This window comes from Micromonospora sp. NPDC005161 (assembly GCF_053599855.1).
Map to the genome: position 1 here is coordinate 154,384 of NZ_JBSFYQ010000007.1, position 19,457 is coordinate 173,840.

At 71.9% G+C, this 19,457-nt stretch carries 18 protein-coding genes and 1 pseudogene; 10 read left to right on the plus strand and 9 right to left on the minus strand.

Features of this window, described 5'->3' with window-relative positions; translation table 11 throughout:
• Positions 1-10: 10 nt before the first annotated feature.
• Together meaB and ACWD5O_RS09625 are read right to left on the minus strand one after the other, a co-directional pair.
• The gene (meaB, locus tag ACWD5O_RS09620) at positions 11-1,015 is read right to left on the minus strand and encodes a methylmalonyl Co-A mutase-associated GTPase MeaB (RefSeq protein WP_450085007.1); all 1,005 of its coding nucleotides are present in this window, start codon (positions 1,013-1,015) and stop codon (positions 11-13) included.
• Positions 1,012-2,211, minus strand: a complete 1,200-nt coding sequence (locus ACWD5O_RS09625) for an acetyl-CoA C-acetyltransferase (RefSeq protein ID WP_354963874.1) — start codon at positions 2,209-2,211, stop codon at positions 1,012-1,014. The genes meaB and ACWD5O_RS09625 overlap by 4 nt, the downstream gene beginning before the upstream one ends.
• A 62-nt stretch (positions 2,212-2,273) precedes the next feature.
• Between ACWD5O_RS09625 and mce the strand changes: the two genes are divergently transcribed.
• The 4 genes from mce (at position 2,274) to ACWD5O_RS09645 (ending at position 8,469) form a co-directional block, all read left to right on the plus strand.
• Positions 2,274-2,747 carry a methylmalonyl-CoA epimerase gene (gene mce / locus ACWD5O_RS09630; protein WP_450085008.1) on the plus strand — a complete coding sequence of 158 codons (474 nt, stop codon included), beginning with the start codon at positions 2,274-2,276 and terminating at the stop codon, positions 2,745-2,747.
• Positions 2,748-3,061: 314 nt separating this feature from the next.
• Positions 3,062-4,417, plus strand: coding sequence for a crotonyl-CoA carboxylase/reductase (gene ccrA, locus ACWD5O_RS09635; protein ID WP_450085059.1), 1,356 nt, complete (start codon positions 3,062-3,064; stop codon positions 4,415-4,417).
• A gap of 311 nt (positions 4,418-4,728) precedes the next feature.
• Entirely contained in the window at positions 4,729-5,988 is a 1,260-nt protein-coding gene (locus ACWD5O_RS09640) for a cell division protein DivIVA (RefSeq protein WP_354963872.1), read from the plus strand.
• Between the two features lie 177 nt (positions 5,989-6,165).
• A complete protein-coding gene (locus ACWD5O_RS09645) occupies positions 6,166-8,469 on the plus strand; it encodes a coiled-coil domain-containing protein (protein ID WP_354963871.1) in 2,304 nt (767 codons plus the stop codon).
• Between the two features lie 112 nt (positions 8,470-8,581).
• Here the strand turns inward: ACWD5O_RS09645 and ACWD5O_RS09650 are convergent, their stop codons facing one another.
• Entirely contained in the window at positions 8,582-8,911 is a 330-nt protein-coding gene (locus ACWD5O_RS09650) for a hypothetical protein (protein WP_354964015.1), read from the minus strand.
• A gap of 365 nt (positions 8,912-9,276) precedes the next feature.
• Between ACWD5O_RS09650 and ACWD5O_RS09655 the strand changes: the two genes are divergently transcribed.
• From ACWD5O_RS09655 to ACWD5O_RS09665, 3 genes are all read left to right on the plus strand, one after another.
• On the plus strand, positions 9,277-10,056 hold the full coding sequence (locus ACWD5O_RS09655) for a helix-turn-helix domain-containing protein (protein WP_387326218.1): 780 nt from the start codon (positions 9,277-9,279) through the stop codon (positions 10,054-10,056).
• The gene (locus ACWD5O_RS09660; protein WP_450085009.1) at positions 10,047-10,235 is read left to right on the plus strand and encodes a DUF397 domain-containing protein; all 189 of its coding nucleotides are present in this window, start codon (positions 10,047-10,049) and stop codon (positions 10,233-10,235) included. Before ACWD5O_RS09655 ends, ACWD5O_RS09660 begins: the two co-directional genes overlap by 10 nt.
• Before the next feature lie 111 nt (positions 10,236-10,346).
• Positions 10,347-11,441 (plus strand): AI-2E family transporter, encoded by a 1,095-nt coding sequence (locus ACWD5O_RS09665; RefSeq protein ID WP_450085060.1) that lies wholly within the window; start codon positions 10,347-10,349, stop codon positions 11,439-11,441.
• A 10-nt stretch (positions 11,442-11,451) separates the two neighbouring features.
• On the opposite strand, the gene ACWD5O_RS09670 is transcribed toward ACWD5O_RS09665, so the two are convergent.
• The 5 genes from ACWD5O_RS09670 to ACWD5O_RS09690 form a co-directional block, all read right to left on the minus strand.
• Positions 11,452-12,261 carry an alpha/beta hydrolase gene (locus tag ACWD5O_RS09670; protein ID WP_450085010.1) on the minus strand — a complete coding sequence of 270 codons (810 nt, stop codon included), beginning with the start codon at positions 12,259-12,261 and terminating at the stop codon, positions 11,452-11,454.
• Positions 12,262-12,327: 66 nt separating this feature from the next.
• On the minus strand, positions 12,328-12,654 hold the full coding sequence (locus tag ACWD5O_RS09675) for a hypothetical protein (RefSeq protein ID WP_172899056.1): 327 nt from the start codon (positions 12,652-12,654) through the stop codon (positions 12,328-12,330).
• 102 nt (positions 12,655-12,756) lie between these two features.
• Positions 12,757-14,547, minus strand: coding sequence for a 3-hydroxyacyl-CoA dehydrogenase family protein (locus tag ACWD5O_RS09680; RefSeq protein ID WP_450085011.1), 1,791 nt, complete (start codon positions 14,545-14,547; stop codon positions 12,757-12,759).
• A gap of 146 nt (positions 14,548-14,693) precedes the next feature.
• Positions 14,694-15,767: an alpha/beta fold hydrolase gene (locus ACWD5O_RS09685; RefSeq protein WP_450085012.1), complete on the minus strand. Its 1,074-nt coding sequence runs from the start codon at positions 15,765-15,767 to the stop codon at positions 14,694-14,696.
• Between the two features lie 93 nt (positions 15,768-15,860).
• On the minus strand, positions 15,861-16,277 hold the full coding sequence (locus tag ACWD5O_RS09690; protein ID WP_354963864.1) for an FHA domain-containing protein: 417 nt from the start codon (positions 16,275-16,277) through the stop codon (positions 15,861-15,863).
• A gap of 254 nt (positions 16,278-16,531) precedes the next feature.
• Here ACWD5O_RS09690 and ACWD5O_RS09695 point away from each other — a divergent pair, with 254 nt between their 5' ends.
• The 3 genes and pseudogenes from ACWD5O_RS09695 (at position 16,532) to ACWD5O_RS09705 (ending at position 18,769) form a co-directional block, all read left to right on the plus strand.
• On the plus strand, positions 16,532-18,028 hold the full coding sequence (locus tag ACWD5O_RS09695) for an aldehyde dehydrogenase family protein (RefSeq protein ID WP_450085013.1): 1,497 nt from the start codon (positions 16,532-16,534) through the stop codon (positions 18,026-18,028).
• A gap of 193 nt (positions 18,029-18,221) precedes the next feature.
• Positions 18,222-18,404 (plus strand): annotated as a pseudogene (locus tag ACWD5O_RS09700) (class I SAM-dependent methyltransferase); the annotation flags it as partial.
• A 146-nt stretch (positions 18,405-18,550) separates the two neighbouring features.
• On the plus strand, positions 18,551-18,769 hold the full coding sequence (locus tag ACWD5O_RS09705; RefSeq protein WP_450085064.1) for a hypothetical protein: 219 nt from the start codon (positions 18,551-18,553) through the stop codon (positions 18,767-18,769).
• 5 nt (positions 18,770-18,774) lie between these two features.
• Here the strand turns inward: ACWD5O_RS09705 and nucS are convergent, their stop codons facing one another.
• Positions 18,775-19,434 (minus strand): endonuclease NucS, encoded by a 660-nt coding sequence (gene nucS / locus ACWD5O_RS09710; RefSeq protein ID WP_450085014.1) that lies wholly within the window; start codon positions 19,432-19,434, stop codon positions 18,775-18,777.
• Between the last annotated feature and the right edge of the window lie 23 nt (positions 19,435-19,457).

The following is a 19,457-nucleotide window of genomic DNA, read 5'->3' on the forward strand; positions in this document are numbered from 1 at the left end:
CGGTGGACGGTCAGCGGGCGACCTGGGTCAGCAGAGCGTCCGACGCCGCGTACGGGTCGAGGGCGCCCTCGGCGACCTTCGCGGCGAGCGCGGGCAGCTCCGTACCGTCGCGCAGGGAACCGATCCGGGCGCGGAGCACGCCGAGCGCGATGGCCTCGATCTCGGCTGCGGCCCGCGCCTCCTGGCGGCGGCGCAGCTCACCGTGCTCGACCAGCCAGCCACGGTGCTTGTCGATCGCGGCGGCGATGTCGTCGATGCCCTCACCGCGCGCGGCGACCGACCGGACCACCTGCGGCCGCCACATCCCCGGGGCGCGCTCACCGAGGGCGATCATGCCCTGGATGTCGCGGACGGTGGCGTCGGCGCCGTCCCGGTCGGCCTTGTTGACCACGAACACGTCGGCGATCTCCAGAATGCCGGCCTTGACCGCCTGGATCGCGTCGCCCATGCCGGGGGCGAGCAGCACCAGCGTGGTGTCGGCCAGCGAGGCGACCTCCACCTCGGCCTGCCCGACGCCGACGGTCTCCACCAGCACCACGTCGCAGCCGGCGCCCTCCAGCACCCGGACCGCCTGCGGCGTCGCCGCGGCCAACCCGCCGAGGTGCCCCCGGCTGGACATCGACCGGATGTAGACGCCCGGGTCGGTGGCGTGGTCCTGCATCCGCACCCGGTCACCGAGGATCGCGCCGCCGGTGAACGGGCTGGACGGGTCGACCGCCAGCACGCCGACCCGGTGACCGCGCGCCCGCAGCGCGCGGACCAGCTCGTTCGTGGTGGTCGACTTGCCCACGCCGGGCGAGCCGGTCAGCCCCACCACCTGGGCCTGGCCGGCGTACGGCGCCAGGGCCGCGGCGATCTCCGGCAGCAGCTCGTCGCCGTTCTCCACCAGCGTGATCAGTCGGGCCACCGCGCGGGGGTCACCCGCGCGGGCCCGCTCGACCAGCAGCGGTACGTCCCGGGTCCGGCGCACCGACGGTGCACCGGCCGCCGGAACGTGCTCGACCGCTTCACTCACTGGTTGGTCTCAGCCTTTCCCGGTACATGGATGATCAGGGCGTCCCCCTGGCCGCCGCCGCCACAGAGCGCCGCCGCGCCGGTGCCGCCGCCACGCCGCTTCAACTCCAGCGCGAGCGTGAGCACCAGCCGGGCGCCGGACATGCCGATCGGGTGCCCCAGCGCGATCGCGCCGCCGTTGACGTTGACCTTGTCCGGGCTGATGCCCAGGTCACGGGTGGACTGGATGCCGACCTGGGCGAACGCTTCGTTGATCTCGATGAGGTCCAGGTCCTCGACGCTCAGGCCGCCCTTCTTCAGGGCGTGGTTGATCGCGTTGGACGGCTGCGAGTGCAGGGAGTTGTCCGGGCCCGCCACGTTGCCGTGCGCGCCGATCTCGGCCAGCCAGGTCAGCCCCAGCTCCTTGGCCTTCGCCATGCTCATCACGACCACCGCGGCGGCGCCGTCGGAGATGGGCGAGGAGCTGCCGGCGGTGATGGTGCCGTCCTTGGTGAACGCGGGACGCAGCTTGGCCAGCGACTCGACGGTGGTGTCCGGGCGGATGCCCTCGTCCTCGCTGATCACCAGCGGGTCGCCCTTGCGCTGCGGGATCACCACGGGGGTGATCTCGTCGGCGAAGTGGCCGTTCTTCTGGGCGGCGGCGGCCCGCTGGTGGCTGGCCGCTGCGAAGGCGTCCTGCTCCTCGCGGGGGATGCCGTGCTTCGTGCCGAGCCGCTCGGTGGACTCGCCCATCGAGCAGCAGTCCCAGGCGTCGCTGAGCCCGTCGTGCGCCATGTGGTCCTTGACCACCACGTCGCCGTACTTGTAACCGGAGCGCTGGCCGAGCAGCAGGTGCGGGGCGTTGGTCATCGACTCCATGCCGCCGGCCACCACGATGTCGAACTCGCCGGCCCGGATGAGCTGGTCGGCCAGGGCGATCGCGTCCAGGCCGGAGAGGCAGACCTTGTTGATGGTCAGCGCCGGCACGGACATCGGCACGCCGGCCTCGACCGCCGCCTGCCGGGCCGGGATCTGACCGGCGCCGGCCTGCAGCACCTGCCCCATGATCACGTACTGGACCTGATCCGGGCTGACGCCGGCGCGCTCCAGCGCCGCCTTGATCGCGATCCCGCCGAGCTTCGTGGCCGGGAGGTCCTTGAGGTTGCCCAGCAGCCGCCCCATCGGGGTCCGCGCGCCGCTGACGATCACCGAAGCCATGCCTGCCTCCGAGGGGGGTGCCGAGCTGTACGCCTTAACGATTGTTCGGCCAGACTAGCGCCATGGCTGAGAACTCCCCCGCCGAGCCCGGTGCGGACTACGTCACAGACATCGGGCTTCGCAAGATTGACCACGTCGGGATCGCCGTGGCCGACCTGGACGCCGCGATCGACTTCTACCAGCGAACGTTCGGAATGCGCTGCGTGCACACCGAGACCAACGCTGAGCAGGGCGTCCGGGAAGCGATGCTGGCCGTCGGGCCGACCGCCGAGGGCGGGTGCGTGCAGTTGCTCGCCCCGCTCACCCCGGAGTCGACGATCGCCAGGTTCCTGGACCGCAACGGGCCGGGCGTGCAGCAGGTCGCGTACACCGTGGTGGACATCGACGTGGCCTGCGCCGCGCTGCGGGCGCGCGGAATGCGGCTGCTCTACGACGCGCCGCGGCGCGGCACCGCCAACTCCCGGATCAACTTCGTGCACCCCAAGGACGCCGGCGGCGTCCTGGTCGAACTCGTCGAACCCGCCACCACCCAATGACCGTGCAAGGAAGGGCCCCTTCTTATCGCCTCGTGTATAGGAAGGGGCCCTTCCTAACACCGCCGCGGCGGCTCGGAGGCCGGTGCGCGAGCGCGTGGGTGCGCGGTTGACGGGGTGCTCGGACACCTTCACGCATCGGCGGATGCAGTTTTTCACAGAGGACTTCCGGCTTTAGCTACCGTTCAGTAACGTCCCGGCTCACAGGAGCGCGACCGGTGCCGGATGTGTCGAATGCCGACATGGCGGTCGCGCCCACCGGCGCCGACGATGGCAGCACCCGGGCCCGTGCGGGTGCAGATGAACCGGAGGTCACCGTGCAGGACATCCTCGAAGCGATCATGGCGGCGGAGGAATCAAGCGATCCGGACCGCGAACTCGCCGGCGTCGGCGGGCTGCCCGTTCCGGAGAGCTACCGGGGCGTGGTCGTCCGCGCCGAAGAGGCCCGGATGTTCGACGGCATGGCCACCCGGGACAAGGACCCCCGCAAGGCGCTGCACGTGCAGGAGGTGCCGACGCCGGAGTTGGGGCCGGGCGAGGCGCTGGTGGCGGTGATGGCCAGCGCGATCAACTACAACACGGTGTGGACCAGCATCTTCGAGCCGCTGCCCACCTTCAAGTTCCTCCAGCGCTACGGCCGGATCTCGGAGCTGACCCGCCGGCACGACCTGCCGTACCACGTGGTCGGCTCGGACGCGGCCGGCGTGGTGCTGCGCACCGGCCCCGGGGTGACCCGGTGGGCCGCCGGCGACGAGATGGTCGCGCACTGCCTCTCCGTCGAGCTGGAGGACGCGGCCGGGCACGACGACACCATGCTCGACCCGCAGCAGCGGATCTGGGGCTTCGAAACCAACTTCGGTGGGCTGGCCGAGCTGGCCGTGGTCAAGGCCAACCAGCTGATGCCCAAGCCGCGACACCTGAGCTGGGAGGAGGCGGCCAGCCCCGGGCTGGTCAACTCCACCGCGTACCGGCAGCTCGTCTCGCACCACGGCGCGAACATGAAGCAGGGCGACGTGGTGCTGATCTGGGGCGCCTCCGGCGGTCTCGGCGGGTACGCCACCCAGATGGCGCTGAACGGCGGGGCGATCCCGGTCTGCGTCGTCTCCTCGCCGGAGAAGGCCGAGCTGTGCCGCCGGATGGGCGCGGAGCTGGTCATCGACCGGGCGGCGGAGGGTTTCCGGTTCTGGAAGGACGAGGAGACCCAGGACCCGGACGAGTGGAAGCGCTTCGGCGAGCGGATCCGCGAGCTGACCGGCGGCGAGGACCCGGACATCGTCTTCGAGCACCCCGGCCGGGAGACCTTCGGCGCGAGCGTCTACGTGGCCCGGCGTGGTGGCACCATCGTCACCTGCGCGTCCACCAGCGGCTTCCAGCACCAGTACGACAACCGGTACCTGTGGATGCACCTCAAGCGGATCGTCGGCAGCCACTTCGCCAACTACCACGAGGCGTGGCAGGCCAACCGCCTGGTCGCGCTCGGCAAGGTGCACCCGACGGTGTCCCGGACCTACCCGTTGGAGCAGACCGGTCAGGCGGCGTACGAGGTGCACCGCAACGCCCACCAGGGCAAGGTCGGCGTGCGCTGCCTCGCCCCCGCCGACGGGCTGGGCGTACGCGACGGGGAGCTGCGGGCCCGGCACGAGGACGCGATCAACCGCTTCCGGGGGCACTGATCGGCACCCCCGGTCCGGGGCACTGACCGGGCCGCCGGCCGGACGGACGAGCCCCGGACGGCCAATGGGGTGAACGGCCATTGTTCTTCCAACGCAATAGCGGGATACCCACCCGGATCGAACAAAGGGCCACGGGCACGTCCCGTGGCCCTTTTTCGCGTCACGCTGCGTGGCGTCCGACCCGCCCGGGACCTGCCAAGATCGCCCATTGGTCCGGCCTCGCTGAGCGTGGGAGTTGACCATGTAAAGAGGACACGAAAGCTGCGCACCGCTCTTGCGAAGCACCCTGGGGCGTCTGCCAGTATGTCCCAATGCCCCAGCAGCAGTCCTCCCCTCTCGCGTTCTTCGATAACGCGAACTCGCAGCCAGATTTCACCGTTGGCCTGCGCGGATACAACACCCACCAGGTCGACGACTTCATCGGCCGGATGACGGCCGCGCTGACCCAGTCCGAGCAGGCACGTGCCGAGGCCGAGCAGCGGATGAACGACGCCCAGCGTCGGCTCCGCCAAGCCGAACAGCGCATGAGTGCGCTGGAGCAGAAGCTCACCGACACGAACAAGCAGCTCGAGGAGAACAGCCGGCCCACCCTCTCCGGGCTCGGCACCCGCGTCGAGCAGATCCTCCGGCTCGCCGAGGAGCAGGCCAACGACCACCGCAACGAGGCCAAGCGCGAGTCGGAGGGCATCCTCTCCGCCGCCCGCCTCGAGGCTCGTGAGATCACCGACAAGGCCCGCGCCGAGGCCGCCGCGATGAAGGCCAGCGCCGAGCGCGAGGCCGGCAACCTGCGCACCGCCGCCGAGCGCGAGGCCGCCGAGGTCCGGGTGCAGGCCCGCCGCGAGGCCGACACGCTGCGCGCCGACGCCGACCGCGAGACCAAGCAGCTGCGTACCGTCACCGCGCACGAGGTGGCCGAGCTGAAGTCGACCGTGGAGCGGGAGGTGGCCACCCTCCGGGCCACCGCCGAGCGCGAGATCACTCAGCAGCGGGCCAAGGCGGCCCGGGAGGCCGAAGAGAAGCGCGCCGAGGCGACCAAGCTGCTCACCGACGCGCGGGACAAGCGCGACAAGGACCTCCAGGCCCTGGAGCTCCAGTTGGCCGAGCGGCGCGAGAAGTCCGAGCGCGAGGAGTCCGAGCGGCACGCCGCCCAGGTGGCGCAGACCCAGAAGATGGTCAGCGAGGCCGAGCAGCGCGCCCGGGCCGCGCAGGAGCGTGCCAAGGAGATCGAGCAGCGCGCCGAGGCCCGCCGGGTCGAGTCGGAGCGCAGCGCCAACGAGACGATCGACAAGTCCAAGGCGCTGTCCGAGAAGACGTTCAACGAGGCCAAGGCCGAGTCGCAGCGCCTGCTCACCGAGGCCCGCACCGAGGCGGAGCTGACCACCCAGGCCGCCCGCCGCGAGGTCGAGGACCTCACCCGGCAGAGGGACGCGGTCACCTCGCAGCTCGGTCAGATGCTCTCCGGGCTCGCCGGCATCGTCCCCGGCGTTCCGGCGGCGAAGCCGGAAGCCAAGCCGGAAGCCAAGAAGGCCGACGGCGGTCAGGAGCGGGTGACCGCGGAGACCGCCGGCTGACCCGAGGCGTCAGGTCGGGGCATCGACGGCGCGAGGTGACACCGAGTGACCGGTGACACCTCGCGCCGTATGCGTTTCCCACCCCTTGACATCCCGCTCTGCGTACGGAGTGAAGTAGCTCCCACAAGGGGCGTCCGTATCGCCCCAGCCGGGCCCGATGCGTGTGAGGATGGGGGCATGTCGCACGGCGAGGAACTGTTTGCACTCGGCGGGGACGTGACCACGGAGCCCAGCTTCGAGTCCGCTCTGCGGGGTTACGAGAAACGACAGGTCGACCGGTACGTGGCGCGTGCCGAGCACGAGATCGCCACCCTCGCCGCCGAACGGGAACAGGCGTACACACAGATCCACAAGCTCGCCGGCCAGGTCGAGGTGCTCCAGCGGGACCTCGCCCAGGTGCGCAAGCAGATGAACGTGGTGGACCGCGCCTCGTTCCGACACCTCGGCCCCCGGGTCGAGTCGATCCTCACCCTCGCCGAGGAGCAGGCTGAGCAGATCCTCTCCACGGCGAACGAGGAGATCGAGGCCCGTCGCGCCGCCGCCGAGCACATCATCGAGGAGGCCCGCGAGCAGGCCGCCCGGGCACTGAAGGATTTCGAGATCGCTCTCGCCGCCCGGCGCGCGGAGGAGGAGCGGCACAGCGCCGCCCGCCGCGCCGAGGCGGAGTCGACCCTGCGGTCGGCCAAGGACGAGTCGGAGAAGCTGCGCAAGACGGCGCAGGACGCGCTGGCGAAGGCCCAGCAGGAGGCCACCCAGCTGCGGGACACCGCCAAGGAAATCCACACCCGGGCCCAGCAGGAATCCACGAAGCTGCGCGAAACGGCCCGCGAGGCGCTGGCCACCGCCCGGCAGGAGGCCGGCGAGCTGCGCGAGGCCGCCAAGGAGGTGCACGCCAAGGCCCTTCAGGAGGCCAAGCGGCTCACCGACACGGCGACCGAGGCCGGCCGGGCCACCCACGCCAAGGCGCAGCGGGAAGCCAAGCAGATCATCGACGACGCGTCGATGGCCGGGCGGGCCACCCGGGCGAAGGCCCAGCAGGAGGCGGAGCGGGTGGTCACGCAGGCCACCGAGTCGGCCAAGCGCAGCCGGACCGAGACCGAGTCGTACGTGCAGCGGATGCGCAGCGAGACCGAGGCGTACGTGCAGCACGCGCGGGCGCAGACCCAGCAGGAGCTGGGCGCCTGGCGGGCCGGGGTGGAGCAGGAGGTCAACTCCCGACGGGAGACGGCCGACCGGGAGCTGGCCCAGCGGCGGTCCGCCGCCGAGCAGGAGTTCGCCAAGCGCCGCGACGAGCTGGAAAAGCAGTACAAGTCCCGCCTGCACGAGCTGGAGACCGGCTTCACCAGCCGTCAGCAGGAGCTGGAAACCACGTTCGGCGGCCGCCAGCAGGAGCTGGAGACGGGCTTCACCACCCGTCGCGACCAGTTGGAAACCGAGTACTCCAGCCGCAAGAACGAGCTGGAGACCGAGTACGCCACCCGCAAGAACGAGATCGAGCAGGGCGCCGCGGCGGTCCGCCAGGCGGCTGAGCAGGACGCACTGACCATGCGCCTGCGGGCCGAGGAGGAGGCCACCACGCTGCTGAGCCGGTCCGAGACCGAGGCGGGCGACAAGCGCCGCGAGGCGGACGAGCATGTCGCGGCTTCCCGCCGCCAGTTCGAGGAGTACGCGGCCACCACGCAGCAGCACCTGGCCACCACCCAGCAGCACCTGGCGGCCACCCAGCAGGAGGCGGCCGCCGGCCGGCAGCAGCTCGCCCAGGTGATGCTGGAGATCGCCCAGGCCCAGCAGCAGCTCGCCGACCTGCGGCAGGAGACCTGGAAGTCCCGGCAGGAGTCCGACGAGCTCCAGCGTCAGGTGGCCGAGCTGCGGTTGCAGAGCGCCACCGTTCCGGCCGCCGGCGACGGCCCGGCCACCAGTCCCGCGCCCGCCGCAGCGGCCACCGGAGCCGCACCCGCCAGGACGGCGAACGGCGTGGCCGCCGGGACCGCTACGACGGCGAACGGCACGGCAACCGCCGGGGCCGGCACGGCCAACGGGATCAAGGCCGATCCCGCCGACGCCGCGCGGCCCGCCGGCCCCGCACAGCCCGGCGACGCCGGACAGCCCGCCGACGCCCGACAGCCGGCCGACACACGACAGCCCGCCGACGCCCGACAGCCGGCTGATGCCGCCCGCCCGACCGAGGCCGGACAGCCCGCCGACGCCGGACAGTCGGCGGACGCCGGGGACGAGCCGGAAACGGACTCCGGGCAGACCAGGACCAAGCCGGTCGCCGAGCCGGTGACCACTGTCGACGGCGGCGGGGCCAGCGCCGGGGTGGACGGCGAGCCGACCGTGGCCGCTGTCCCAGGGGAGGGCGGCCGGGGCGCCAAGCCGACCAAGATCACCAGCACCGGCGAGAACGGCAAGCGTCCCAGCAAGCCGACCACCGACGAGCGCAGCGCCAAGCCCAGCAAGGTCACTGTCGAGAAGGACTGACCGGTACGGCGACACCGCGCGCCCGCGCACGAGTCACGGCAAACTTGGACAGTTTCCGTTCACGCGTAACGGAAACTGTCCAAGATCTGTGTGCCGGGAGCCGGGTGTCAGATCAGGGCCCGGTGGCGGGCGGGTCGATGACCGGACGGCGGAACGGGCCCCAGGCCACGAAGCGTTCGAACAGCTCCCGTGGTGTCGGCCCGCCGTAGGGGTTGAGCTGGTACAGGTCATGCGCCGCCTCGTGATAGAGCCCGGCCAGGTAGATGGTCAGGGCCGCCGGGTCCGCGTCGAACTCCGCCTTCAGCAGCAGCCGAGCCTCCGCGCACGGCCACGGCCGGCCGTCGGCACGGCAGCACCACATCGGCCGCAGCGGGGTGTGCGGCGTCCGGTCACCGCAGGGTCGGGGATGCGAGGGGTACGGCCCGAGCCGCGGCTGTGGCAGCCCGGACCTCGGCGTACGGGCTGGGTGCGGCCGGCCGGAGTCCGGCGAGCAGCCAGCGGACGACCTCGGCGCCGGCCCGGCGCGCAGGGACCGTCCGAGGCGGCCGGCGCGGCTGGAGCGGGGCATGGGGTACCTCCTCGGCTGGGGCACGGGACGCGTACGGCGGCCCGGCGCGGTGGGGGACCGGAGTGACCGGCAGCAGATCCGGTACGTGACAGTCTGCTGATCGCACCGCTACGGTCGGAAGGCGTCGGCGCTTCCCCAGGCGTGACTGCGTCGGTGACGCGACCCGCCGGGCGAGCCGGTGGAGAGGACCTGCGACCTGCGGAGGCACTGTGGAAGGCGACGCCGCGCCGACGGCCGACATGATCCGCGCTCAACTGCGGCGGCTGCGGACGGCCGCCGGGATGAGCCAGGAGGAGTTCGGCCGGCTGGTGCACTACTCCGGCTCGATGGTGTCCGCTCTGGAGCTGGGTCAGCGTCCGCTGGACCGGCTGTTCCTGGCCCGCGCCGACGAGGTGCTGGCCACCGGCGGCCTGCTGGTCTACCTGCTCAAGCTCGCCGAGCGGGACGGCCAGCCGAGCTGGTTCCGACCCTGGCTGGACGCCGAGCGCAGTGCCCGCCAGCTGCGCTGCTTCCAGCCCACACTGATCCCCGGCCTGCTACAGACCGAGAACTACGCCCGCGCGGTCATTCGGTGCGACGACCTGCTCAGCGACGACGAGGTGGAACGTCGGGTGCACGCCCGGCTGGACCGACAGTCGCTGCTGATCCAGCCGGAACCGCCGCAGTTCATCGCGGTCGTCGACGAGTTGGTGCTGCGGCGTGCCGGGGAGGACGTGCGAGGGCTGTTGGTCGAGCAGATCACGCATCTGGTCGCCAGCCTGGAACGGCCACACATCAGCCTGCACATCATCCCGGCCGAGGTCGGGCTGCACGTCGGCCTGTCGGGGCCGTTCAATCTGGCGCGGGGCGAGGACGGTGGTTGGGTGGGCCACATGGAGCACCAGATTGACGGCCTCGTCGTCGATGGCGACCATGAGGTGGCTACGCTGCTGGCTCGCTGGGAGATGATCAGGAACAGTGCCCTGTCCCGCCGGCAGTCGATCGAGCTGATGAAGGAAGTTGTGACCTCATGGACCTGACCGACGCCCGGTGGCGGACGTCCAGCCGGAGCGGCAACGGAGAGTGTGTCGAGGTGGCGGACAATCTGCCCGGGGTGGTGGGCGTGCGAGACAGCAAGGACCCGACCGGCCCGGTGCTGGTGTTCGCGCCGTCCGCCTGGCGGGCGTTCGTCGCCGTCGTCCGTCGCCCCACCGTCTGACCCGGGAGGTCCCTGGTGCCGCAGCACGGCCCGCCGGCCGACGATCCGGACGCAACCCCCGCTCCCCCGCCGGCCGGTCCCCCGGCGGCCGAGACGCCACACCCGGTGCCGATCCCCGGCCCGGACGTCGACCCGGACGAGCCGCCGGCCGTCCCGTCCGGCAAGTTCGGCACGCCGGGGCGTCCGCTGCGGCGCAGCAGCTTCCTGCTCGGCTTCACGGGCGCGCTCGGCGTGCTGCTGGCGTACACCCTCTATCTGGGGATTCGTAACGCCGGCGGCATCCTGGTGCTGGTGGTGATCGCGCTCTTCCTGGCGGTCGGTCTCTACCCGGCGGTGGCCCGGCTGCGCCGCTGGGGGCTGCCCCACGGCCTGGCGGTCGCGGTGGTGGCGCTGACCGTGGTGCTGCTGCTCTGCGGCGGCGTGGTGGCGCTGGTCCCGCCGATCGTGACCCAGTCCGGGCAGTTCATCGACCAACTGCCGACGTACGTCGAGGAGCTGCGCCGAAACCCGACGGTCAACGACCTGGTGGAGCGGTACGACCTGGTCGAGCGGGTGCAGGGTGCGGTCAACGCGGGCACCGTCGGCCGGGCTCTCGGCGGGGTGCTCGGCGGCGCCCAACTGATCTTCGGCACGGTGTTCCGGGCGTTGACCGTGCTGGTGCTGACCATCTACTTCCTGGCGTACTTCAACCGGCTGCGCTCCCTGGGCTACGCGCTGGTGCCCCGGACGCGACGCGAGCGGGTCCAGCTGATCGGCGACGAGATCCTGGCCAAGGTGGGCGCCTACATGGTCGGCGCGCTCAGCATCGCGGTGCTGGCCGGCGCGACCACCTTCGTCTTCGCGTTGATCGTCGGGTTGCCGTACCCCTTCGCGCTGGCCGTGGTGGTCGCGGTGACCGACCTGATCCCGCAGATCGGCGCCACCCTGGGCGCGGTGGTCGTGAGCCTTGTCGGCTTCGCCACCGACCTGCCGACCGGCATCGCCTGCGCGGTCTTCTTCCTCATCTACCAGCAGGTGGAGAACTACCTGATCTACCCGAAGGTGATGCGGCGATCGGTGGAGGTCAACGAGGTGGCCGCCCTGCTGGCCGCGCTGCTCGGGGTGGCGCTGCTGGGCGTGGTGGGCGCGCTGATCGCCATCCCCACGGTGGCCGCGCTGCAACTGATCCTGCGCGAGGTGGTGCTGCCCCGCCAGGAGACCCGCTGAGCCGTGCGGGTCAGTCCGCCCGGCCGGCGGGCGGGCCGGGGACGGGCGTGTCGGCGAACGAGGCCACCGTCCGGTCGGCGTACGCGCTGACGTCGCCGGTCTCCATCGGGCCGTCCCAGGTCGTCGGCAGAGGCAGCCCGACGGCCGGGTTCACCCGGCGGACGATCTCGTCGAGCACCGTCTCCGCGTCACCGACCCAGAGGTGCTTGGCGTTCGGCACGCCCACCACCTCGGCCTGCGGAACCGCGGCGAACCGCTCCCCGGCCTCGGCCGGGCGCAGGTAGTCGTCGAACTCCGGCACCAGGGCCACCAGCGGGCGACCGGAGCCGGCCCAGGTGGCCAGATCCTCGGGAGCCGAGAAGCGCAGCGGCGGGGAGAGCAGGATCGCGCCCGCCACCGCCGGGTCGCAGCCGTACTTGAGCGCCAGGTCGGTGCCGAACGACCAGCCGACCAGCCAGATGTTGGGCAGCTCGGCGAACTCCGCGTACTCGATGGCGGCGGCCACGTCGTAGCGCTCGCCGACGGCCTCGTCGAAGGCCCCCTCGCTGGTGCCGCGCAGGCTGCTGGTCCCCCGGGTGTTGAACCGGAGCACGGCCACGTCGGCCAGCGCCGGCAGCCGCCAGGCCGCCTTGCGGAACACGTGGCTGTCCATCATCCCGCCGTGGGTGGGCAGCGGGTGCAGGCAGACCAGGGTGGCCACCGGTGGCCGGTCGACCGGCAGGGCCAGCTCACCGACCAGCCGCAGACCGTCGGCGGTGTGCAACTCGATGTCCTCCCGGCGACCGGGCAGGACCGACGACGCGCGGATCGGTGTGCTCACCCGTCAAGTCTGGCGCGAAGTCGCCGCATTCGCCCGCCCGGGCGCGAACAGGGTGATCCAGATCGCTCAGCCGTGGCGCGGGGCGCCCCGGCCGCGCTGCACCGCCGGGCCACGCCGCTCCCGTGCGCGCCAGCAGCCGCTGTGCCAGTGCCGCCGGTCGGTCAGGTCGCCCAGGCCGTCCGCCGGCCAGGCCACCAGGTGCGCCACCCCGGGCCGGATCTCCTGGTCACAGCCGGGGCAGCGGTACGTCTTGACCGACGCGCCCGCGCCGATCCCGCGTACCTGCCAGGCCCCGTCGGTCCACTGCTGCACCGAGGCGACGCCCTGCCGGACACGGTCGGCGTCCAGGTTGGCGTTCTCGTCCCGGCGAGGGCGGTTGCGACGGGGGCTCACAACTACCAAGCGTACGGTCCGTCGGGCGGGACGACCTCGCGGCCGGCCCCGCCCGACGCAGAGATCACTCAGACGCCGCCGGGACCGTCCGGCGTTGACCCGTCAGCGGTGCGAGTGGTCGCGGAAGCCCCGGCGGGTCTTGCGGCCCAGGTAGCCGGCGGTGACCAGGTGCTCCAGCAGCGGCGCGGGCGCGAAGCCCGGCTCGCGCAGCTCCAGGTACAGCTCCCGCTGGATGGCCAGCGAGACGTCCAGCCCGACCACGTCGAGCAGCTCGAACGGGCCCATCGGGTAGCCGCAGCCCAGCTTCATCGCGTGGTCGATGTCGTCGGCCGTGGAGTAGCTGGCCTCCAGCATCTTCACCGCGTCGTTCAGATACGGGAAGACCAGCGCGTTCACGATGAACCCGGACCGGTCGCCGCACACCACGCCGGTCTTGCCCAGCGCGGCACACACCGCCCGGGCGGTCGCCGTGGTCTCCGGGGAGGTACGGATGGTGCGGACCACCTCGACCAGCGGCATGATCGGCGCCGGGTTGAAGAAGTGCAGCCCCACCACGTCGGCGGGCCGCTGGGTGGCCATCGCCACGTCGATCACCGGCAGGGACGAGGTGGTGGTCGCCAGCACCACGCCCGGCTTGCAGATCTCGTCGAGGCTGGCGAAGAGCGCCTTCTTCACGCTCAACTCCTCGACCACCGCCTCGACCACCAGGTCGACGTCGGCGAGGTGGTCGAGCGTGGCCGACCAGCTGATCCGGCCCAGGGCGGCGTCCCGGTCGGCCTCGGCGAGCTTGCCGCGCACCACGCCCTTGTTCAGCGAGGTCTTCACCGCCTCGCACACCTTCGCGGACTTCTCCGCGCCCCGGGTCACCGAGATGACCTCGTAGCCGGCCTTCGCGAAGACCTCGATGATGCCGGTGGCCATCGTCCCGGAGCCCACCACGCCCACCTTGGCGATGGCGCGCGCGCCGTCGGCGAGCGCGGCCTCCGTGGCCAGCGGCGTCGCCTCGTCGGGTACGACCACCGGGGAACCGGGCCGTTCGTAGGTGTAGAAGCCCCGGCCGGACTTCCGGCCCAGCAGCCCCGCGGTGACCATCTGCTTGAGCAGCGGCACCGGGGCGTGCCGGCGGTCCCGCCCGCCGCGCCGGTACATGGTGTCCAGGATCTCGTACGCGGTGTCCAGGCCGATGAGGTCCATCAGCGCCAGCGGACCCATCGGCAGGCCACAGCCGAGCTTCATCGCGGCGTCGATGTCCTCCCGCGTCGCGTAGTGCGACTCGAACATCCCGACCGCGTGGTTCAGGTAGCCGAAGAGCAGCGCGTTGGCGATGAAACCGGCCCGGTCGTTGATGGTGACGTCGACCTTGCCGAGCCGTGCGCAGAGCGCCTCCACGTCGGCGACCACCTCGGCCGAGGTGACCACGGTCCGGACCACCTCGACCAGCTTCATCACCGGCGCCGGGTTGAAGAAGTGGATGCCGATGACCTGGTTGGGCCGGTGGGTGGCCACCGAGATCTCGGTGACGCTCAACGAGGAGGTGTTGGTCGCCAGGATCGCCTCGGGCTTGCAGACCCGGTCCAGCTCGGCGAAGATCCGCTGCTTCAGGTCCAGGTGCTCGGGCACCGCCTCGATGACCAGGTCGACGGAGTGCAGCGCGTCCAGCCCGACCGCGAAGTGCACCCGGCCGAGCAGCGCGTCCCGGTCCTCCGGTGCGAGCTTGCCCTTGGCGACCGCCCGGTCCGTGGAGCCGGTGAGGTTGACCCGGCCGCGCTCCAGCGCCGGCTCGGAGATCTCCACCGCGACGACGTCGATGCCGTTGCGGGCGAAGACCTCGACGATGCCGGCACCCATGGTGCCCAGCCCCACCACACCCACGGTGCTGAACTCGCGCGCCACGACCGGCCTCCCCAGACACTCCGCACGGCCACTGAACGGCCGCTAAGGTTATGCGCGCGAGTCTGCCACGTGACGCTGGGTTGTCGAGACGCCGTGGCATATTTCACCCACGACGCCACCGGCTGCCCGGCTGGCCGGGCCTGCACTCAGCCGGCCGGGACGGCGGTCAACGCCAGCAGCTCCGCGACGAACTCCGCCGGGCGCTCCAGGTGCGGGCTGTGCCCGCAACCGGGCAGCACCACCTCGTGGTACGCGCCGCCGGCCGCCGCGTACCGCTCCAGCACCGCCCGGGTCTGACCCACCATCGGCTGCGGCGGGCACTCCGCCGCACCGGGCCACCCCGGTACGGCACCCAGCGAGCCCAGGTACGCCAGGTCGAACAGCGAAGTGTCCGAGACGATCACGTCGGCGTCACCGCGTACCCAGGTGACCGGAGGCTTGTCGGCGACGGCCACCAGCTCGTCGGCGAGCCGGAACCAGGTCGGCGCGAGCGCGTTGAGCACCCCGCGCTCCCCCGGCGCCACGCCCGGCCAGTTCTCTGAGGACGCCGCCGTGCCGGGGTAGTTGTCGTCCCCCGTGGCGGTGGAGAGCAGGCTGTCGAGCAGCAACTCCTCGTCGCCGCCCAGCGACGACGGATCGGCCACATAGGTCGCTCGCAGCACGGCACGCGGGCTGGTCTGGGCCTCGGTGCCGCGATCACCCGCGGTGAGCCGGGCGACGAAGTCCGGGTTCGCCGTGCCGGCGCCGGTGCCGGCGAAGTCGGGCGTCGTCGGCGTGCCGGCCAGGTCGCGGGTGCCACCGAAGCCGTACGGGGAGACCGGCGCGGCGAGCAGCAGCGCGCCCACCCGGTGCGGGTGGTCGACCAGCAGTCGCATCGCCACGCCCCCGCCGAGGGAGTGCCCCACCACCACCGGGCGGGCGTCGGCCGCGCCGAAGAACGTCGGGTCCTCCAGCAGGGCGGCCACGTCGTCGGAGAAGTCCCGAAGACCCCGGGTCGCGTCCACCGGGGCGGTCTCCGAGGCGCCGTAACCACGCAGGTCCGGCGCGACCACCCGCAGCGTCGGCGGCAGCCGCCGGACCAGCGGCTCCCAGAACAGGGCGGACGAGCAGTTGCCGTGGATCAGCAGCACCGGGGTGCCGTCCGGCGGGCCCGCCACGCGTACCGCCTGGGTGATGCCGTTCGCTGTCACGGTCCGCTGCTCGGTCTCCACCCGCGGCATGCTGCCACCCCGGTCCGCGCCGGTCCAGGTGCCCGGCGGCCATCCCGGGTGCGGCCCGGGTGTGGGCCCGCACCAACCACGACGTCCTTTTACTCAGCGACGTGCGGTGGGCGGCGTGGCCAGCGGCAGCGGCAGCGTCGGCCGGACGTCACGCCGGGACGGGCCGAAGCTGAGCCCGACCGGATCGGTGTGGGCCACTCCCGGATCGAACAGACGCAGCTCGGTGCGGCCGAGCCGGATCACATCGCCGTCGGAGAGGAGTTCCACCTCGGTGATCCGGCGGTCGTTGAGCCAGGTGCCGTTGGTTGAGCCCAGGTCGCGCAGTGCCGGGCCCTCCGGCGCCCGCCACACCGCCGCGTGCTGCCGGCTCAGGTGCGGGTCGTTGATGACGACGTGACCGGTCGGCGCCCGACCGATCACCTGCGCCTCGGCCCGCAGACGAAAACTCGCCCCGCGCATCGACCCACCCGCGACCGTCAACAGCGGCATCAGTTCCGGATGTTCCTCCATGGACAGCCAGCCCTCCACCCCACACGACTACCCCGCGCGTCAGCCTGTCATCAGACGGTAATCGTCAATACCGACCGCCCGGTCAACTCCTCGCCACCTCCCGGCCATCTCCCGTTCGACGGTTCGGGCGGGCGGGATCCGAGCAGAGGGCCTGACCTGCTCTGATCAACGAGCGGGCGGCCCGATGCGACTCCCGTCCCGCCGGGCCGAATCGCGGCCTACCGGCGAGTAATCTTCGGGTCTAGACTTCCGCCATGACGGCTGTGCAGATCCCCGGCAACCCGGTCATCGAGGCAGGCCAACTGGTGTCCACCAGCCCCGCCACCGGCGTCGAGGCCGGTCGCCTCCCGGTCGCCACCGACGCCGACGTCCGGCGGGCCGTCGAGCGCGCCCGCACCGCCGGCGAATGGTGGGCCGGGCTGGGCTTCACCGGCCGCCGCGAACGGCTGCTGCGCTGGCGCGCCCTGCTCGCCAAGCGGATCGAGCAGCTCGCCGAGCTGGTGCACGTCGAGGGCGGCAAGCCGGTCGCCGACGCCATCGTCGAGATCGTCACCGCGATCGAGCACATCGACTGGGCCGCCCGCAACGCCGGCCGGGTGCTCGGCCCGCGCCGGGTGCGGTCCCGGCTCATCCTCGCCGAGTTCTCCGGGCACCTCGAATACCAGCCGTACGGCGTGGTCGGCGTCATCGGGCCGTGGAACTATCCGGTCTTCACCCCGATCGGCTCCGCCGCGTACGCGCTGGCCGCCGGCAACGCCGTCGTGCTCAAGCCGAGCGAGTACACGCCCGCGGCCGGCCAGTGGCTGGTGGACAGCTTCGCCGAGGTCGTACCCGAGCAACCGGTGTTCACCGCCGTGCACGGGCTGGGCGGCGTGGGCGCGGCGCTGTGCCGTTCCGGGGTGAACAAGCTCGCCTTCACCGGCTCCACCGCCACCGCCCGCAAGGTCATGGCCGCCTGCGCCGAGACGCTGACCCCGGTGCTCATCGAGGGCGGCGGCAAGGACGCCATGATCGTGGACAGCGACGCCGACCTGGACGCCGCCGCCGAGGCGTGCGTCTGGGGCGGAATGACCAACGCCGGCCAGACCTGCATCGGCATCGAGCGGGTGTACGCCGTCGACCAGGTCTTCGACACCTTCGTCGACAAGGTGGTGGCCCGCGCGGGCCGGCTGACCGTCGGGCCCGAGGGCACCGACATCGGCCCGATCACCATGCCCGGCCAGGTCGACGTGATCCGCCGCCACATCGAGGCCGCGGTCAACTCCGGCGGGCGCGCCGTGCTGGGCGGCCCGAGCGCGGTGCAGCCGCCGTACGTGCACCCGACCGTGCTGGTGGACGTACCGGAGGAGTCGGCCGCCGTCCGCGAGGAGACCTTCGGGCCGACGCTCACCATCAGCCGGGTCCGCGACGCCGACGAGGCCGTCGCCCGGGCCAACGCGCTCGCGTACGGCCTGGGTGGCTCGGTCTTCGGTCGGCGGCGCGCGGTTGCCATCGCCCGACGGCTGCGCTCCGGGATGGCCTCGGTCAACTCCACCCTCACCTTCGCCGGGATGTCCACCCTGCCGTTCGGCGGAGTCGGTGACTCCGGCTTCGGGCGGATCCACGGCGAGGACGGGCTGCGCGAGTTCGGCCGGACCAAGGCGATCACCCGCCGGAGGGCCCGGTCGCTGCTGCCGTCCATGACCTTCGAGCGGACCCCGACCGACGTCGCCCGACTCGTCAAGGCGATCAAAATTATGTACGGCAGGTGAGTGTCGGATAACCGATCTCCACCGAGATCGACGCATCCTTATGTTTGGACACGGTATTCGCGGCGGTACATTGCGTTAAATGGGCCCTAATCGATTGCGCTACCGCCTTGTCGACAGTGACCGGTCGTGGAGCGCCCGGCAGCGGCGGCGTCGCTCGGACTGGCTCGCACGCACGTTCCCGACGATCGGCGACATGCACGTGGTCGATCTCGGCGGCCGGCTCGGCACCTGGAATCGCGCCACCATCCGGCCCACTCGGGTGACGGTGGTCAACCTGGAGCAACCGCCCGCCGTCGTCCCAGAGTGGGCCCACGTCGTACAGGCCGATGCCTGCGACCTGCCGCCGCAGGTCACCAACGGCGACTTCGACCTGGTCTTCTCCAACTCGGTGCTGGAGCACGTGGGCGGGCACGAACGCCGGCTGCGGTTCGCCGCCGCAGTCCACTCGTTGGCCGACCGGCACTGGGTGCAGACGCCCTACCGAGCTACTTCCCGATCGAGCCGCACTGGATCGCGCCCGGAATGCAGTTCCTGCCGGTCCGGCTTCGCACCGCGGTCGCCCGACGGTGGCCGCTGGGCCACAAGCCGACCCGGAGCCACGACGCCGCCATCCACCAGGTGCTCTGGACCGAACTGCTGGACCGGTCGCAGATGCGCCACTACTTCCCCGACTCGCGGATGCTCGTCGTGCGGGTGGCCGGCCTACCCAAGTCGCTGATCGCGGTGCGAACCGGGGAGTGAACCGGTCAGAAGAGGGTCAGCTCGTCCTTCTCGATGCCCCGCAGCTTGTCGTAGTTCACGACCACGCACCGGATGCCCCGGTCGGCGGCGAGCACCCGCGCCTGCGGCTTGATCTCCTGCGCGGCGAAGACCCCGGTGACCGGGCTGAGCAGCGGGTCGCGGTTCATCAGTTCGAGATAGCGGGTGAGCTGCTCGACCCCGTCGATCTCACCGCGCCGCTTGACCTCGACCGCGACCGCACCGGAGTTGGCGTCCCGGCAGAGCAGGTCGACCGGGCCGATCGCCGTCATGTACTCGCGGCGGACCAGCGTGTACCCGTCGCCCAACACGCTCGGGTTGGCCGCCAGCAACTCCTGGAGGTGCGCCTCCACCCCGTCCTTGCGCAGGCCGGGGTCCACCCCCAGCTCGTACGAGGTGTCCTGGAAGATCTCCTCCAGGGTGATCCGCAGCTCCTCGCCGGCCTTGTTGACCACCCGCCACACGCCGGGGGCCTCCTCCAGCCGACACGGCGGGCTCATCCAGTTCAACGGCTTGTACGCCCGGTCGTCGGCATGGATCGACACCGACCCGTCCGCCTTCACCATCAGCAGCCGGGTCGCCAGCGGCAGGTGAGCCGAGAGCCGTCCGACGTAGTCCACCGAGCACTTCGCAATGACCAACCGCACCCGACGAGGGTAGCCGAGCACCC